General features: G+C 67.1%; 14 protein-coding genes and 1 pseudogene. 11 read left to right on the forward strand and 4 right to left on the reverse strand.

All coding sequences use genetic code 11. The features are described from left to right. Positions 1-50: 50 nt before the first annotated feature. The 11 genes and pseudogenes from ABQY64_RS05370 (at position 51) to ABQY64_RS05420 (ending at position 12048) form a co-directional block, all read left to right on the forward strand. Positions 51-2132: a phosphocholine-specific phospholipase C gene (locus ABQY64_RS05370; RefSeq protein WP_349779251.1), complete on the forward strand. Its 2082-nt coding sequence runs from the start codon at positions 51-53 to the stop codon at positions 2130-2132. A gap of 11 nt (positions 2133-2143) precedes the next feature. Next, positions 2144-2337, forward strand: a pseudogene (locus tag ABQY64_RS05375) (S46 family peptidase); the annotation flags it as partial. A gap of 91 nt (positions 2338-2428) precedes the next feature. Beyond that, complete coding sequence (locus ABQY64_RS05380) at positions 2429-3073, forward strand: histidine phosphatase family protein (protein WP_349779250.1); 645 nt, start codon at positions 2429-2431, stop codon at positions 3071-3073. A 98-nt stretch (positions 3074-3171) separates the two neighbouring features. Further along, on the forward strand, positions 3172-3672 hold the full coding sequence (locus ABQY64_RS05385) for a hypothetical protein (RefSeq protein WP_230673773.1): 501 nt from the start codon (positions 3172-3174) through the stop codon (positions 3670-3672). Positions 3673-3822: 150 nt separating this feature from the next. Continuing rightward, the gene (gene folC, locus ABQY64_RS05390) at positions 3823-5115 is read left to right on the forward strand and encodes a bifunctional tetrahydrofolate synthase/dihydrofolate synthase (protein WP_349779249.1); all 1293 of its coding nucleotides are present in this window, start codon (positions 3823-3825) and stop codon (positions 5113-5115) included. Between the two features lie 59 nt (positions 5116-5174). Further along, entirely contained in the window at positions 5175-6248 is a 1074-nt protein-coding gene (locus tag ABQY64_RS05395; RefSeq protein ID WP_349779248.1) for an SPOR domain-containing protein, read from the forward strand. A 224-nt stretch (positions 6249-6472) separates the two neighbouring features. Then, the gene (locus ABQY64_RS05400; RefSeq protein ID WP_349779247.1) at positions 6473-7219 is read left to right on the forward strand and encodes a CvpA family protein; all 747 of its coding nucleotides are present in this window, start codon (positions 6473-6475) and stop codon (positions 7217-7219) included. A gap of 30 nt (positions 7220-7249) precedes the next feature. Further along, a complete protein-coding gene (gene purF, locus ABQY64_RS05405) occupies positions 7250-8716 on the forward strand; it encodes an amidophosphoribosyltransferase (RefSeq protein WP_016902228.1) in 1467 nt (488 codons plus the stop codon). Between the two features lie 264 nt (positions 8717-8980). Continuing rightward, positions 8981-9784, forward strand: coding sequence for a ferritin-like domain-containing protein (locus ABQY64_RS05410; protein ID WP_374151344.1), 804 nt, complete (start codon positions 8981-8983; stop codon positions 9782-9784). 455 nt (positions 9785-10239) lie between these two features. After that, entirely contained in the window at positions 10240-11493 is a 1254-nt protein-coding gene (locus ABQY64_RS05415; protein WP_349779245.1) for a zinc-dependent metalloprotease, read from the forward strand. Positions 11494-11628: 135 nt separating this feature from the next. Continuing rightward, positions 11629-12048, forward strand: coding sequence for a hypothetical protein (locus ABQY64_RS05420; protein ID WP_024938411.1), 420 nt, complete (start codon positions 11629-11631; stop codon positions 12046-12048). Positions 12049-12303: 255 nt separating this feature from the next. Here the strand turns inward: ABQY64_RS05420 and lpxH are convergent, their stop codons facing one another. From lpxH to ppx, 4 genes are all read right to left on the reverse strand, one after another. Continuing rightward, positions 12304-13047 (reverse strand): UDP-2,3-diacylglucosamine diphosphatase, encoded by a 744-nt coding sequence (gene lpxH / locus ABQY64_RS05425; RefSeq protein WP_016902232.1) that lies wholly within the window; start codon positions 13045-13047, stop codon positions 12304-12306. 153 nt (positions 13048-13200) lie between these two features. Continuing rightward, entirely contained in the window at positions 13201-13743 is a 543-nt protein-coding gene (locus ABQY64_RS05430; protein WP_024938413.1) for a phosphatase PAP2 family protein, read from the reverse strand. Next, complete coding sequence (locus tag ABQY64_RS05435) at positions 13724-14860, reverse strand: glycosyltransferase family 1 protein (RefSeq protein WP_349779244.1); 1137 nt, start codon at positions 14858-14860, stop codon at positions 13724-13726. Before ABQY64_RS05435 ends, ABQY64_RS05430 begins: the two co-directional genes overlap by 20 nt. 222 nt (positions 14861-15082) lie before the next feature. Then, positions 15083-16603, reverse strand: a complete 1521-nt coding sequence (gene ppx / locus ABQY64_RS05440; RefSeq protein WP_026064255.1) for an exopolyphosphatase — start codon at positions 16601-16603, stop codon at positions 15083-15085. Between the last annotated feature and the right edge of the window lie 50 nt (positions 16604-16653).

A 16653-nucleotide genomic window follows, 5' to 3' on the forward strand; every position in this document is an offset into this window, starting at 1 on the left:
CGGCCGCACTGCGCGGCGATGTACATGTATTTCTTGCAGGTCCAGTAGCCATGACGTCCTCCCCCTCGCGCCGCGATTTCCTCAAGCGCGTCGCCGCGCTGACTGCCGCCGGCGCCTTGCCGTCCTCGATCGGCCGCGCACTCGCGCTGCCGGCCAACTCGCGCACCGGCACGCTGCGCGACATCGAACACGTGGTGATCCTGATGCAGGAAAACCGCTCCTTCGATCATTACTTCGGTGCGCTGCGCGGCGTGCGTGGCTTCGGCGATCCGCGTCCGTTGCAGCTGCGCGACGGTCACCCGGTATGGAGTCAGCCGGCCGCCGATGGTCGTCGCCTGCTGCCGTTCGCCTTCGATTCGCAAAGCACCTGCGCGCCGTTGATTAAGAGCCTGGATCATTCGTGGAAAGCCGGCCACGGGCAGGACCCGGCGCGCTGGGCCGAGTACGACGCCTGGGTGCCGTACAAGGGCGAATTGACGATGGGATATTTCCAGCGTCACGACATCCCGTACTACCACGCACTGGCCGATGCGTTCACCATTTGCGATGGCTATTTCTGTTCGTTGCACGGGCCGACCAATCCCAATCGCATGTACCTGTTCACCGGCACCAGCGGCCCGAGCGTGGGAAATTTCGGTGCGCAGGCGGTGACCAATGCCGACGACGGCAACTGGACTGCCGACATGGCGCGCGACAAACCCGGCTACGCGGCGATGGACTGGACCACCTATGCGCAGCGCCTGCAGGCCGCAGGCGTGGACTGGCGCGTGTACCAGGAGTACGACAACTTCGGCTGCAACTCGCTGGCGTATTTTTCGCACTACCGCGATCTGCACCCGAGCGACGAACGCTATCGACGTGCACGTGCCTGCGTGCCCGGGTCCACTGCAGACAATGCCGCCACCACGCAGGCCGATCATCTGATCTCCGCAATCGCCGCCGACGTGCAGGCCGATCGCTTGCCGCAGGTGTCCTGGATCGTGCCGCCCACCGCGTACTGCGAGCATCCGGAAGCGCCGCCGGCCTATGGCGAATCGCTGGTGGCGCGCCTGATCGATGCGCTCACCGCCAATCCGCAGGTGTGGGCGAAGACCGCGCTGATCATCAACTACGACGAGAACGACGGCTTCTTCGATCACGTTCCCGCAGTGCTGCCGGCACTGGATGCGCGCATGGGGCGCAGCAATGTCGATACGCGCGGGGAGGTCTACGAGGGTGTGCCGATGGGGCTGGGCATCCGCGTGCCGATGCTGGTGATCTCGCCCTGGACGCGCGGTGGCTGGGTCAATTCGCAGGTGTTCGATCACACTTCGGTGCTGCGCTTGCTGGAACGCCGCTTCGGTGTGGCCGAGCCCAACATCAGCCCGTGGCGTCGCGCGGTCAGCGGCGATCTGACCAGCGTGTTCGATTTCCGCAAGCCGGACGACTCGGCACTGAGCGCACTGCCGTCGGTCGACGACTACCGCGCGCGCACCGCCGCGGTGCGCAACAAGCCGCTACCGGTGCCGCCGGCCCAGGCCAGCATGCCGCGACAGGAGCCGGGACAACGTCCGGCGCGCGCGCTGCCGTATGCCTTGCAGGTGCATGCGCGCGAGCAGGGCGACGGCGGCGTGCAGCTGCAGTTCGTCAACAGCGGCGCTGCAGCAGCCGCGTTCAACGTCTACACCAGCGCTGCGAGTGGCGGCCCGTGGTACTACACCGTGTTGCCCGGCACCCGGCTCGACGATGTGCCGGTCGGCGCTGCGCACAACGGCGGCTATGCGCTGAGCGTGCATGGACCCAATGGCTTCCTGCGCGAATTCGCCGGCGACCTCGCTGCGGCCGGAACGCAATCGGCTGCACCATGGTTGGAGGCGCGGCAGGACGGCGAGGTGCTGGTGCTGGACATCGGCAATGCCGGGCAGCAGCCGTGCACGCTGCAGCTGCGCGCGCTCGACTATGCAGACCCGACCGCGCGCTCGCTGCACCTGGCTGCAGGTCAGCGCCAGACCGTGCGTCTGGCACTTGCTGCCAGTGATCACTGGTACGACGTGGTGCTGGAACAACCGGGCGCGGCATTCCGCCGCCGCCTGGCCGGGCATCTGGAAACCGGCAGGCCCAGCCGCAGCGATCCGGCATTCGGGCGGGCCTGAGCCGGTACCAGGGCGCGCCGGTGATGGACGCGCAGGGCAGGCGGGTCGGCCTGGCCTCGACGGCAACCGGGCGTCGGTGAGCCGCAACGGGATCTTCGATCCGGCGATGACCCGCACGATCGCCGTGGATAGCCGGTATTTGCGTTGGGTCATGCCGGAAGTCGCTCCGGCACCGCAGCTGTTGCAGGAACTCGGCATGCGCTGACGCGGGCGGCCGGCACCGCAGCGGGAGGGGTTATCATGCGCTCCCGTTTCGCTGCGGCGAGCCGGCCCCTTCCCCAAGGAATCTCTCGCGCATGCGCATCCTGCTTGCCCGTCACGGCGAGACGCCGTGGAACGCCGAAGGCCGTTACCAGGGCCAGATCGATATCCCGCTGTCGCCGGTCGGCGAAGGCCAGGCCGCCGCCCTCGGCGCGCGTCTGCAATCGTTGGAGATCACCCGCGCGGTGGCATCGACGCTGTCGCGTGCGCAGGCTACCGCGAAGCTGGCGCTCGGCAGCGCACGCGAAAGCCTGTTGCAGACCGATGCGGACCTGCAGGAAATCGCCCACGGCGAATGGGAAGGCCTGCTGGCCAGTGAGATCAACGACAAGGATCCGGCACGTCTGCGCGCCTGGCGCGACGAGCCCGATACCGTGCTGATGCCCGGCGGCGAGTCCCTGCGGCAGGTGCTGGACCGCAGCTGGCGCGGCCTGGCGCGCGCGGCCGAAGGCCTGGGCGCGGCCGATACCTTGCTGGTGGTCGCGCACGATGCGGTCAACCGCGTGATCCTGTGCAAGATCCTGGGCCTGCCGCTGTCCCGGCTGTGGACCTTCCGCCAGGCACCGACCACGCTCAACCTGCTCGAAGGCGAGGACGTGGATCACCTGGAAGTGGTGCGGCTCAACGACTGCGCGCACCACACGCCGTTTTTTGGTGAAGCCAAGCATCGGGCGCTGTAAGACAACGCCCGGCACGGACGCTGGATGAGACTGTGGCCTGTGATATCGGCACAATTGCTAGGTGGCCCAGGGCGCTTCGCTACGCTGTTTTTGGCAGCGTGTCCGGCCTGTTGGCGCTGGGAGCGTTCTCCGACTTCATTCCCGCGCCTTTCCTGTCCGGTCGGGCCTGGATAGCGCCGATGGTGCTGCTGGGAAGCGGGCTGACGGTATCGATCGTCGCGCCGGCCTATCGCATCGGCGGGTGGAAGGCGGTCGTTGGCAAGCAGCTGTTCAACACCGTGCTGGCGCTCTGCCTGGCGCCGCCGCTCTTGGGATTGCTGTGCTGGCTGGTGCTGGCCAGAGGTGGGCCCTGGATCTACACCCGCATCGCCGGCGTCGATTTCGAAGAGACGCATGTCATGCAGACCGCGGCCATGCCTAGCGCGCGGGCGTGTAAATACCGATTGAGTGGCGGGCCGCTCGCGCATCGTTTTCCGGGCCATCTGTGCATCGACGAAGCGCAGTATCGGCGTCATCCCGAGCAGCGCGTCTCGGTGCTGTTGCGCGGTCAACGCTCCGTGTTGGGCATGCGCATTGCGTCCATTTCCGATGTCCCTTGACTGCGGGCGACAGCGCTGCCTCAGTTGGTCACCAAGTTGTGCGCACCCTGTCGGCCAATGCAACAGCACGCGATCTTCCGGCATACCTGGTGATGTGCCTGGCACGCCGGCAAACGGCGATAATGCGGTTCTTCCCGCGCAGCCCTGACCGTGAACGCAACCGACTCCCTCTCCGACTGGCTCGCCTACATCGAGCAGCAGCATCCGCAGAACATCGCCATGGGCCTTGAGCGCGTGCGCGAGGTCGCTGCGCGGTTGCAGATTGAAGCGCCAGCCAGGCACGTCATTGTCGTAGGCGGCACCAATGGCAAAGGCTCCGCCGTGGCCTTTATCGAGGCGATCGCGCAGGCCGCCGGCTGGAAGGTGGGCAGCTACACCTCGCCGCATTTGCTGCGCTACAACGAGCGCATGCGCATCGACGGCAACGAGGCCGGCGACGCGCAACTGGTGAACGCCTTTGCGGCCGTCGAAGCGGCGCGTGGCCAGACCGCACTGACGTATTTCGAATACGGCACGCTGGCGGCGCTGTGGCTGCTGCAGCGCTCCGGACTGGATCTGGCGGTGCTGGAAATCGGCCTGGGCGGGCGCCTGGACGCGGTCAACCTCATTGATTCGGATGTGGCGGTGATCACCACCGTGGATATCGACCACACCGATTGGCTGGGCGAAGACCGCGAGGCGATCGGAACCGAGAAGGCCGGCATCATCCGCGCCTGGAAGCCGGTGGTGCTGGGCGAAATCGACCCGCCGTCGAGCGTGTTGCGGCGGGCCTACCAGTTGGGCGCCAATGCGATCCGCGCCGGCAGCGATTATTTCTTCGAGCCGATCGAGGCGCAGCACCCGGACGCGCCGCAGTGGCGCTGGCGCGATGTCGCGGTGACCCTGGAGCTGCCAATGCCGGCCTTGCAGGCGCCGGTGCAACTGGCCAACGCCGCCGCGGCGATCGCCGCGTTGCAGGCCTTGCCGGTGGAACTGCCCGATGCCGCCTGGGCGCAGGGCATTGCCAATGCACGGGTGGCCGGGCGGCTGCAGCGCAGCGACATCGATGGCGTGCAGGTGCTGCTGGATGTCGGCCATAACCCGCAGGCCGCGCGCGCGCTGGCCGATGCGCTGGGCGCGCAGGCGCACACCGGCAGCACCCATGCGATCTACGCCGCATTGGCGGACAAGGATGTGCTGGGCGTGGTGGAGGCGGTGGCCGCGCAGGTCGACCATTGGGCCCTGGCGGGGCTGGACGGTGCACGGGGGCAGTCGGCGCAGGCCTTGCAGGCCCGTCTGCAGGGCAGTGCCGCAGCGCAGGCGGCCTGCCATGGCGATGTGGCGGGCGCACTGCGCGCGGTGCTGGCGCAGGCCTCACCGGGCGATCGGGTGCTGGTGTTCGGCTCGTTTCATACCGTTGCCGACGCCCTAAACGCACTTCGTTCAGTCCACCCAGGTCGGTAGCCCGGCTGCGGCCTTATAATCGCCGCGGCACCCCGCCACGCCGCCTCTCGTCTCATTACGTGGATACTGCTCTGAAACAGCGACTGATTGGCGCCATCGTTCTGGTGGCGCTTGCCGTGATCTTCCTGCCGATGCTGGTCAAGGGCCCTGCGCCGTCGAGCGGCGTGGCCGATGTGCCGCTGGAGGCGCCTGCCGCACCGGCCAATGGCGAGTTCGAAACCCGCGAATTGCCGCTGGTCACCCCGGGCGATGCGCCGGCCGGTGGCGCGCTGGGCATGCGCGGCGCCGCCACGGCGCCGGCTGCGATGCAGGACAACCCGGATGCGGCCGATCTGGCCAACCCGTCCAGCGCGCCGTCGGCGCCTGAGCTGGCGGCCGGCAACTACGCGGTCAACTTCGGCGCCTACGCCACCAGCGCCGATGCCGACGCGGTGCTGGCGCGGCTCAAGCAGGCGCAGCTGCCCGGCTTCAGCGAAAAGACCCAGATCAACGGCCGGCCGGCCTGGCGCGTGCGCGTGGGGCCGTATGTCGACCAGGCGCAGGCCGAATCGGCGCGCCTGCAGGCAGTGAAGGTGCGCAGCGACGTCAACGCCCAGGTGGTGACGCTGGATGCCAATGCCGCCGCGCCAGCGCCTGCAGCCAGTACACCGACGCCGGCGCCGGCCCCGGCCGCAAAACCCAGCAGCAGCGTGGCCGCCGCCAGCACCGCCGCGCCGACCAAGACCGAAAGCCTGCCGCCGGAGCCGGCCAAGCCGGTGGCCGCCGCGCCCAAGCCGGCCGAAGCGCCCAAGCCCGCTCCGGCCAAGCCGGAGGTGGCGAAAACGGAGCCGGCCAAGCCCGAGCCGACCAAGCCGGTTGTCGCGGCGCCCGCCGCGCCGGCAGCGCCTGCGGCCAGTTCGGTCGGCTTTGCGGTGCAGCTGGGCGCTTTCGGGCGCGCCGAAGACGCCGACGCCTTGCGCGACCGCGTGCGCGCCGCTGGTTTCAGTGCCTTCGTCGAACAGGTGCGGACCGACAAGGGCGCGCTCAACCGCGTGCGGGTCGGCCCGGTGGCCAACCGTGGCGATGCCGAACAGTTGCGTGCGCAGGTGGCGGCCAAGGTCGGCATTTCCGGCATGGTGCGTCCGCATCCGTAAACCATTGCGCCTCCATCGGGCGGGCGCGGTGCATGGTGGAGATCGGCATGCCGGTTGGTTCGCTACGTGCAGTGCGGCTCGTCCGCAGCCCGCCTGATCGCCGCTTGCGTGGTATCGCCAGCGGCGAGCGGATTTCCTGATCGCCTCACACCCATGGAGGGGAGCGCAATGAACACCAAGCCAGGTTGGACCAGCGGCGCGCGCGCCGCGCGGAGAAGTGGGCAATGATCGACATGGTGCTGGGCGTCATCATCCTGGTGTCGGCCCTGTTGGGCCTGCTGCGCGGATTTGTCGCCATCGTGGTCGGCACGCTGTCGTGGTTGCTGGCTGGCTGGGCGACGTTCCAGTTCGGCGGCCCGGCCGCGCGCTGGATCGCCGACGGCAAGCATCCATCGGCTACCGAATCGTTCGGCGGCTACGCGATGGTGTTCGTTGGCGTGCTGATCACCGTGGCGTTGATCGGCATGGTGATCCGTGCCGGGGTGGATGCGGTGCGCCTGGGCGGGATGGACCGCATGCTCGGGTTCGGCCTGGGTCTGGTGCGTGGCGGCTTTCTGGCCAGCGTGCTGGTGCTGCTGATGAGCTTCACGCCGCTGCCGCGCGAGCCGTCCTGGCGCCAGTCGATGCTGATGCCGATGCTGTCGCCGGGCGCGAGCTGGATGCGGGCGCAACTGCCGGCCTGGCGGATGCCGTCGATGGACATGCCATCGATGGAACTCGGCAACTTGCCAACGGAGTTGGGGAAGTTGCCCTCGGCAGGCGATAATACGGACCTGGGCAAGGCGCTGTCCGGGTCCGGTCTGAGCGACACCATCACGCGTGCGCTCGGGCAACCCGGTAAAGCCGCCAGCGACGGACGCGATCCGGCGCAGGCGATGCCGGCCAATATCGATCCGGCGCAGGTTCGCGGCGGAGAAAGCGACCCGGCTCGGGTCGAGTCCCAAGGCCAGGCACGGCCCCCTTCACAGTAACGGCGCAAGCCGTAGCGGAGAACGCGCACCATGTGTGGCATCGTCGGTATTGTCGGCAACCAGAACGTCGCCGGGCAGCTCTATGACGGCCTGACCGTCCTGCAGCATCGTGGGCAGGACGCCGCAGGCATCGCCACCGCAGACGGCACGCGCCTGCGTGTGCAAAAGGCCAACGGGCTGGTACGCGACGTCTTCGACGAGAAGAAGATGGCGGTGCTGGAAGGCCGGGTCGGCATCGCGCATTGCCGCTACCCGACCGCGGGCTCGGAAGGCATGGACGAGGCGCAGCCGTTCTACGTCAACTCGCCCTATGGCATCGCGCTGGCGCACAACGGCAACCTGATCAACACCGAGGCCTTGCGCCAGCAGGTGTTCGAAGCCGACCGCCGCAACATCAACACCGATTCGGACAGCGAGGTGCTGCTGAACGTGTTCGCCTACGAGCTGGACGCGCAGCGCATGCTCACCCCCGAGGCGGCGATCCGCGCGGTGGCCGGCGTGCACCGCCGTTGCAAGGGCGGCTATGCGGTGGTCAGCGTGGTGCTGGGCCTGGGCCTGGTGGCCTTCCGCGACCCGCATGGCATCCGGCCGCTGGTGCTGGGCAAGCGCGAGCATGCCGAAGGCACCGAATACATCGTCTCCTCCGAATCGGCCGCGCTGGACATCCTCGGCTACCAGCGCGTGCGCGACGTGCGCCCCGGCGAGGCGATGGTGATCACCGCGCGCGGCGAGCTGTTTTCGGAAGTCTGCGCCGCACCGACCGTCAACGCGCCGTGCATCTTCGAGTACGTGTACTTCGCGCGTCCCGACTCGATGATCGACAACATCTCGGTGCACAAGGCGCGCATGCGCATGGGCCTGAAGCTGGGCGAGAAGATCCTGCGGCTGCGCCCGGACCACGATATCGACACCATCATCCCGATCCCGGACACCTCGCGCGATGTGGCGCTGGAGATGTCCAACGTGCTCGGGGTGAAGTACCGCGAAGGCTTCGTCAAGAATCGCTATGTGGGCCGCACCTTCATCATGCCGGGGCAGGGCGAGCGGCAGAAATCGGTGCGGCGCAAGCTCAATCCGATCCACCTGGAATTCCGCAACCGCGTGGTGCTGCTGGTCGACGATTCGATCGTGCGCGGCACCACCAGCCGGCAGATCGTGCAGATGGCCCGCGATGCCGGTGCGCGCAAGGTGTATCTGGCCTCGGCCGCGCCGCCGGTGCGTTACCCCAATATCTACGGCATCGACATGCCGGCGGCCGAAGAACTCATCGCGCATGGCCGCAGCGAGCTGGAAATCCAGGAATTTTTGGGCTGCGACTGGCTGATCTACCAGGATCTGGAAGACCTGGAAGTGGCCGTGCGCGAAGGCAACCCGGACATCCAGCAGTTCGATTCCTCGTGCTTTAACGGCGAGTACATCACCGGCATCGAACCGGGCTATTTCGAACGCATCCAGCAATTGCGCTCGGACGATGCCAAGAAGCGTCGCCGCGCGTGAGGCAGTGCGGTAGCGCTGCAGCTTGGCGCTACCCAGACGTGGCCTAGATCCGCTGTGCCACGCCGAATATCTGCGTGGTGATCGCGCGATTTGATTGCTGCCGATCGACAAGTCGGTGCGCTGCGCTGGTTCGATAGTGGCGCCAGCCGCTGGTTGTACGCAGATCGCACCTGCGACGGCTGCGTAGGGGTCTCGATCGCCGCTGCAGATCGAAGCGCCAGTTGTCGATCTGGCGGCTACCGCAACGACGGAGTGATGGACACGATGGATCTTCTGCAAGCCGCACATGCCTGCCTGCAAGCGGCCGATCCGCTGGAGAAGGTCGCGTTGACGCAGCGACATGCGGCCGCGTTCCGTGCCGGCACGTTGCCGTTGCCACCGCCGCAGGCGGCGCCTCCGGAGCCGATCCGCATGCCTGGCCGACCTGCGAGGCCGGTGCTGGTGCATCCGCGCGAGGTGCCGCGGCGTGGGCTGGGCAACCCGGAAGGTCGCGCCGCCTTTATCCACGCCATCGCGCATATCGAGCTCAACGCCATCGACCTGGCCTGGGATGCGGTGTATCGCTTCCGCGGGTTGCCGGCGGCGTTCTATGCCGACTGGGTTGGCGTGGCCGACGACGAATCGCGCCACTTCATGCTGCTGCGCGCGCGATTGCATGCACACGACCACGACTACGGCGACTTCGCCGCGCACAACGGCCTGTGGGAAATGTGCGAGAAAACTGCACATGACGGCCTGACACGCATGGCGCTGGTGCCGCGCGTGCTGGAAGCGCGCGGGCTGGATGTGACACCGGCGATGATCGTCAAGCTGCGCTCGCTCGGCGATACCGCCACTGCCGAGGTGCTGGACACCATCCTGCGCGAAGAAGTGGCGCATGTGGCGGCCGGCTCGCGCTGGTACCGCTGGTATTGCGCGCAGGCCGGCATCGAGCCGCGCGCGCGCTTCAAGGCGCTGCTGCACGAGTACGCCGGTGGTTACCTGCATGGGCCGTTCAATCTGCAGGCGCGGCTGCTTGCCGGCTTCGATGAGGACGAACTGGCCGATCTGGTGGAGCAGGCCGGCTGAGCAGCCGGTAATGGATGCGTGGGCGGGCTGCAGTGCGCAATCTATCGATCACTGTTTGCGGAGCAGACTGAATTGGCTCGCACCGGTGCCATGCTGGGTGATGCGCGTTTGCAGCCTCGCTCATGAAGTGCCGAGCGCATTGGCGGCAGAACGATTGCAGCGCATGACTTCGACGCGCATCGCTGTTCTTCGTCGTGGCATAGCGCCCGCGCCCGGTTGCCTCCAAGCGCAACACGCCATCAGCGCGGCAACGCGCGTCCGATCACCGGACTGTGCGCTGGGTCCTGCCGCGCAGCTGCCGGAATCGCATCCATTCAACGGCAGACATCACAAAACTGTAATTTTCTTTTGTAACAACTTGCAATCGGCACGGCCCGGCGCGCCTTAATGGCGTCCCGGGGGCAGGGGCCCGGTGTTTCACATCCGTTACTTCCATGTCTAAGGAGAGAGAGACGATGAAGTCGAAGTCGATGTGCACCACGGTGGGTCTGATCGCCATGTGTCTGGCCGGTTCGGCCGCCGCTGCCGGCAAGCCGCTGTATCAATCCGGCCCTGCGCTGAGCCGCAGCGCGAGCGCTACTGCCACTGCCGAACCCTCGTTGCAGCGCCTGCTCAGCGCACCGTCCACCGCCAACGCGCAGGTGGTCCAGCTCGACGCCGGTGCCGTCACCGCTTCGGAAAAGCTGCTGGAATTGCAGCTGGACGGCCAGACCATCACCGCCACTCAGGCCAAGGTCGATGCGTTGGAAGGCGGCGATAGCGTGTGGTACGGCAACCTCGGCCCGCGCGCCGGCATCCGTGCCCGCACGCTGTCGGGTGTGGATCCGCTCAACTCGGCCATTCTGGTGCGCAGCGGCGATACCGTCACCGGCACCATCCGTTACGCCGGCAAGCTGTATCGGCTGCGTCCGCTCGCCGATGGCCGCCACGTGCTGGTGCAGGTGGAAGAAAGCCGCCTGCCGCAGGAGCACCCGGCCGAATACAGCCTGCTGCCGAAGATCGACATGCCCAGCGACGGGCGCGTCACCGCGGCCGCCGCATCGTCGGGCAGCCCGGCGACCATCCGCGTGCTGGTAGTGGCCACCAATCAGGCGGTGACCGCCTATGGCGGCAACATGCAGTCGCTGGTGCAACTGGCAGTGGCCGAGGCCAACCAGGGCTATATCAACAGCAATGTCGGCATCACCTTGCAGCTGGCGCGTTACGAGACCACCAGCTACAGCGAAACCGGCAATTTCACCACCGACCTGCAGCGCTTCCGCGTAACCAACGACGGTTACATGGACAGCATCCACACCAGCCGCAACACCTACACCGCCGATGTGGGCGTGATCGTATTGAACAACAGCAGCTACTGCGGCCTGGCATCGGGCATCGGCTCCACCGCAGCGACCGCGTTTGCCTCGGTGTACTGGGATTGCGCCACCGGCTATTACAGCTTCGCGCATGAAATCGGCCATCTGCAGAGCGCCCGTCACGACGCCACCAACGACCCCAGCACCTCGCCGTATGCGTACGGGCACGGTTATCGCTACGGCAACAGCTGGCGCACTATCATGGCCTACGACTGCAGCAGCAGCTGCCCGCGCCTGAACTACTGGTCCAACCCCAACATCAGCTACAACGGCGTGCCCATGGGCAACGCCAGCACCGCCGACAATCAGCGCGTGCTGGTCAACACCAAGGCCACCATCGCCGGCTTCCGCTGAGTAACAAGCCGATCCTTCCGTCGTCGGGCCCGGCACGCAGGTGCCGGGCCTTTGCCGCTACACGCAGGCGCAGCGATCGCGCAGACTAGAGGCACTGCCGGCAGCTGCCGGCGTGTCCTGCGGAGCGGAGCACCCATGTCCAAGTCCCTGCGTTATGCGGCGCTGTGCCTGGTCGCGCTGGCAGTTGCCGGCTGCAAACAGCAACCTGCTGACCCGGCCCCTGCGCCACCCAAACCGGCGGTGTCCGCGCCGGCAGCCACGACCGGCAACGATGCCCGCGCCCGCGCGCTGGATGTGCTGGAAACCCGCCTGCAGAACGACCATTTCTATCCGGACAACTGCATCAGCATCGTCGACGAAGACGACGCTGAGCCCGCAGCGGATGCGTTCGACTTTGCAGTGCGCGAGCGGCATGGCAACGAGTGCCCTGGTGACCCGCAGACCAACCCGGTGCGCGATCGTTTCCGCGTGCAGGCCGATGGCACGGTGCTCTGGTACGACATAGTCAACGCCGACTTTGTCGACTACGCCGAGCATGCGCGCAGCATGCAGTGATGCGTCTGGAGACTGCATGGACCGTGCGGTTGCGTACCAGCAGGCTGGCGCGAGCAGGCGTGCCGACAGCGCGTCAAGTTGCATTCCAGCACGGGTGAGCAGCACACCGAGCGTGCGCAGGCCTGATCTCGAAACCACGGCGCTCATCTGCAGACGGCGCGGCCCGTGCCCATCGCGGTCTGTCGCTTGCAAACGGGTGCCGGGCGAGCGGCTTGCGCCGAGCTGGCAGCCGCTCGCTAGCTGCTGTCAGCCACGTTAAAGCGGCAGCTGCTCCAGCGACACGCCGTCGGCATCCACATGCAACACCGAGCCTTGTTCGTACCAGTCGCCCAGCACGATGCGCGTGCAGGTCTGGCCGCCGGCCTGCAGAGTGTGGATTGCAGGGCGATGGGTGTGACCATGGATCAGGCGGTCCAGGCCATACCGCACGAAGGTGGCCTCCACCTCGGCCGGGGTGACATCGGTGACAGTCTCGAAGCGCGATTGGTCGCCCTGCTTGAGTTCTGCATGACGCGCCTGGCTGGCAGCGCGCGCCTGCTGCGCGAAGGCCACCCGCGCGGCCAGCGGCTGCGCCAGGAACTGCGCCTGAAAGACCGGATCGCGCGTCTGCGCACGGAACGCCTGGTAGGCGGTGTCGTCGGTGCACAGCAGATCGCCATGCATCAGCAAGGTCGGGTGTCCGTACAAATCGACCACGGTGGGGTCGGGCAGGATGCGGAAGCCCGCACGTTGTGCGTACGCCTCGCCAACCAGGAAATCGCGGTTGCCCGGCATGAAGAACACCGGCACGCCGCTATCGGCCACCGCATGTAGCGCCACGGCCACCGCATCGGCAGCGGTCGATGGCGTGTCATCGCCGATCCAGGCTTCGAACAGATCGCCAAGGATGTAGAGCGCGTCGCTACCGGGCACCTGCGTGCGCAGGAAGTCCAGAAACAGCTCGGTGATTGCCGGCCGGGCCGGATCCAGATGCAGGTCGGAAATGAACAAGGTCGTCATCGCGCCATTGTACGGCGGGAGCGCGGGACGGGAATCGGGAATCGGTCGGTGGAGCGTTGCATCGCGGAGCGAGTGCCGGGTGAACGGCCGGCTGCGACAACGAGAGGATCGCTGGCCTGGTCGGGCCAACGCGGCGATGACAGGGCTTGCTCCTTACCCCAACAACACCGGCAATCCCCACAGCGACAGGCTGGCCAGCAGCACGCCGATCGCGGTGGCAGCGAGTACATCGCTGGGATAGTGCAGGCCCAGCACCACGCGCGACAGCGCCACGCCGGCCGAGAACGGCACCAGCAGGGGCGCCAGCCACGGGTAGTAGGCCAGTGCCACGATGCTGAAGGACACCGCATGCAAGGTATGGCCGGACGGAAAACTGAACTCGTCCAGCGGCGCCACCCAGGCGCGGATGCGCACGTCGGCCGCGTACGGGCGTGGCCGACGCGTCCAGCGCTTGAGTGATTTGTACAAGGTCAGCGCGAGCACGCCGGTGGCGGCCATGTGCGCAGATGCGCGCACACCGTCCATGCCGTCGAGCAGCACCAGCAAGCCCATCAGGCTGTACCAGAACACCCCATCGCCGAGCCGGCTGATGGTGGCGAACGCGCGCCGCACCGGGTGGCGCCGACACCAGTGGTTGGCACGCCGGCACCAGCGCGCTTCGTGACCGCGCAGAAGTTCAAGCCGCGTTGCCGACATAACGCCCCCGTGCCGCAGTGATGCCCATCAGCAAGGCCTCGAAGTCGGAGACCACGTTGTCCGGATGCAGTTTCTTCATCGCCTGTGCGGCCGCCGCACCCAGGCGCTGGCGCAGCGCATCGTCGTCGGTGAGTGCGACGGCCGCCTGGATGAACGCCTCGTCGTTCTCCACTGCCGCACCGCTGTGCCCGCTGCGCAGATACTCGCGTGCGGCGCCGTAGTCGAAGGCCACGGTGGCCACGCCGCTGGCCATCGCCTCCAGGGTCACGTTGCCGAAGGTCTCGCTGCGGCTGGGGAACAGGAACAGATCGCCGCTGGCGAAGTGGCGCGCCAGCGCCTCGCCGCGCTGGATGCCGCAGAAGATGAAGTCCGGATTTTCGTGCGCGATCCTTTCGCGTGCCGGGCCATCGCCCACCCAGACGAAGCGCGCCTTCGGGCGGATCTGCTGCAGCTTGCGGAACGCGCGAATCGCCAACGGCAGGTTCTTTTCGTTGGCGATGCGTCCGACATAGATCGCGGCGAAGCCTTCGCCCTCGATGCCCCATTCGGCACGCAATGCCGGATCGCGCCGGGCCGGATCGAACTGCTGGCTGTCCACCGCGCGTGCCAGCAACTGCACGCGCTGGAAGCCGCCGTCGCGCAGGAACTGCTGCAGCTCGCGCGTGGGCACCAGGGTGGCCTCGGCCTGATTGTGGAAGCGGCGCATCCAGCGCAGCGCAGTGCCCTGCAGCCAGGCGGCACCGTAGTCGGGCAGGTACTCGTCAAAGCGGGTATGGAAGCCGGTGGCGACCGGAATGCCGAGCCGACGTGCCGCACGCATTGCCGACCAGCCCAGGGGGCCTTCCGTGGCCACATAGACCGCATCCGGTTGCGTGATTTGCCAATGACGAATGAGGCGTTGGGTTGCCGGCAACCCGAATTTCAGTCCCGGGTAGCGCGGCAGCGACGCGCCGCGCACCAGCAGGGCAGTGGCCGCATCGGTATCGCCGCTCTGCCGTGGACGCACCACGTCCACCTGGTGTCCGCGTGCGCGCAGGCCGGTTTCCAGCCCGTGCACGGTCAGTGCAACACCGTTGATTTCGGGGGGATAGGTTTCGGTAACGATCGCGTAGCGCATGCCCGTTCTCCGGTTTTCGCTAGCTTCCGGGAGGGCGATGGCATGGATGTTGCGCGCATAAGTCGCGGTGGTGACAGTGGAGCCGGGAATGGGGAATGGGGAATCGCAAAGGCAGCGTCCTGCACTTGTTCAGCGCAATCGCCACCAGTCAGAACTTCTCAGAGCTCCGTGGTTGACTATTCTCGAATCTCCATTCCCGATTCCCGCCTGAGGCCGCAGGCCTCAGGTCACAAACGGTTTGAACGCGATCCCCAGCCCGGCCATGCTCTCGACTTCGCCGATCAGGTCGGCGCGCAGCAGCGGGCGCGAGTCGATCCAGCTTTGCGACAGGATCAATGACAGGCGGGTGTCATCGGCGGTGAGTTCCAGGGTCGGAATCGGGTCCGATTCGTGTGCGCGATGCAGCAGTACCGCCAGCCGCAGCAGCGCGGCCTTGCGCCGGGTCGGCAGCAGCAGGCGGTCCGGCAGCGCATCAAACGCGGTCTTGGGCACGTTGCGGCGGTGCGTGCGCACCAGCGATGCCAGCACCTGCTGCTCCTGGCGCGAGAAACCGGCGATGTCCGAGTGCTCCAGGATATAGCTGCCGTGCACGTGATACTGGCTGTGCGCGATGATCAGGCCCAGCTCGTGCAGGCGCGCAGCGCGGCGCAACACCTGTGCGTCGTCGCCATCCAGCTGCCAGGATTCGCAGACCTGGTCGAACAGGCGGCAGGCAGTGGCTTCCACGCGCTGCGCCTGCACTTCGTCGATGCCGTAGCGCTGCACCAGCGAGGCCACCGAGCTGTCGCGCGGGTCGTTCTCGCCGCCGCGGCCGAGCATGTCGTAGAGGATGCCTTCGCGCATCGCCGCCTTGCTGACCATCAGCTTCTCCAGCCCCAGGGCCTGGAACGCCGCTTCCAGCACCAGGATGCCGCCAGCGATGATCGGCCGGCGTTCGGCGGCCAGGCCGGGCAGCTGGATGTCCTCGATGCGCTTGGCCTTGAGCAGTTCATCGCGCAGCGCCGGCAGCGCCTCGGCGGTGATTGCGCCCTTGGTGAGCTTCATCGCCGCACAGATCTCGCCGATGGCCTTGTGCGTGCCGGACGAGCCGATCGCCTCGTGCCAGCCCAGCGCCTTGTACTGATTGGCGAACTGCTGGAACTCGGCGCCGATCTCGGTCAGCGCATCCTTCCATTTCTTCTTCGACAGCTTGCCGCCGGGAAAGAAGCGGCGCGTGCTGGCGATGCAGCCAGCCTGCAGCGATTCGCGTTCCAGGGTCTGGAACCCGCGGCCGATGATGAACTCGGTCGAGCCGCCGCCGATGTCGATCACCAGCCGGCGTTGATCGGGCTTGGGCGGTTGCGCATGCGCAACCCCGAGATAGATCAGGCGCGCTTCCTCGCGTCCGCTGACCACTTCGATCGCATGCCCGAGCGCGGTTTCGGCCGGCATCAGGAACGCTTGCGGCGAGCGCAGCTGACGCACCGTGTTGGTGGCCAGCGCGCGTACGCGCAACGACGGCACTTCCCGGATGCGCTGGCCAAAGCGCGCCAGGCATTCGAGCGCACGCTGGCGCGCTTCGTTGGAGATGCCACCCTTGCCATCCAGGCCGTCGGCCATGCGCACGGTTTCGCGCAGGCGATCGACCACGCGCAGCTGACCCATCAGGTAGCGCGCAATGACCATGTGGAAGCTGTTGGATCCTAAGTCGATGGCGGCGAGGAAATCGCCATCGCGCAGGGGCGGGATCGTGGGGGAGGGCATTGGCATGGGCGCATGGTAGCCGATGGGCTGTTGGCCCCGTGAGGGGCCGC

Origin of the sequence: Xanthomonas sp. WHRI 7065 (genome assembly GCF_040203115.2) — a bacterium.
Lineage (GTDB): Bacteria > Pseudomonadota > Gammaproteobacteria > Xanthomonadales > Xanthomonadaceae > Xanthomonas > Xanthomonas arboricola.

Bases quoted from the DNA above. Each gene is read 5' to 3' on its own strand.
- ABQY64_RS05410 (WP_374151344.1), top strand. From the start codon at position 8,981: ATGGATCTTCTGCAAGCCGCACATGCCTGCCTGCAAGCGGCCGATCCG.
- ABQY64_RS05400 (WP_349779247.1), top strand. From the start codon at position 6,473: ATGATCGACATGGTGCTGGGCGTCATCATCCTGGTGTCGGCCCTGTTG.
- ABQY64_RS05430 (WP_024938413.1), bottom strand. From the start codon at position 13,743: ATGTCGGCAACGCGGCTTGAACTTCTGCGCGGTCACGAAGCGCGCTGG.
- ABQY64_RS05420 (WP_024938411.1), top strand. From the start codon at position 11,629: ATGTCCAAGTCCCTGCGTTATGCGGCGCTGTGCCTGGTCGCGCTGGCA.
- lpxH (WP_016902232.1), bottom strand. From the start codon at position 13,047: ATGACGACCTTGTTCATTTCCGACCTGCATCTGGATCCGGCCCGGCCG.
- ppx (WP_026064255.1), bottom strand. From the start codon at position 16,603: ATGCCCTCCCCCACGATCCCGCCCCTGCGCGATGGCGATTTCCTCGCC.
- ABQY64_RS05435 (WP_349779244.1), bottom strand. From the start codon at position 14,860: ATGCGCTACGCGATCGTTACCGAAACCTATCCCCCCGAAATCAACGGT.
- purF (WP_016902228.1), top strand. From the start codon at position 7,250: ATGTGTGGCATCGTCGGTATTGTCGGCAACCAGAACGTCGCCGGGCAG.
- ABQY64_RS05370 (WP_349779251.1), top strand. From the start codon at position 51: ATGACGTCCTCCCCCTCGCGCCGCGATTTCCTCAAGCGCGTCGCCGCG.
- ABQY64_RS05380 (WP_349779250.1), top strand. From the start codon at position 2,429: ATGCGCATCCTGCTTGCCCGTCACGGCGAGACGCCGTGGAACGCCGAA.
- ABQY64_RS05415 (WP_349779245.1), top strand. From the start codon at position 10,240: ATGAAGTCGAAGTCGATGTGCACCACGGTGGGTCTGATCGCCATGTGT.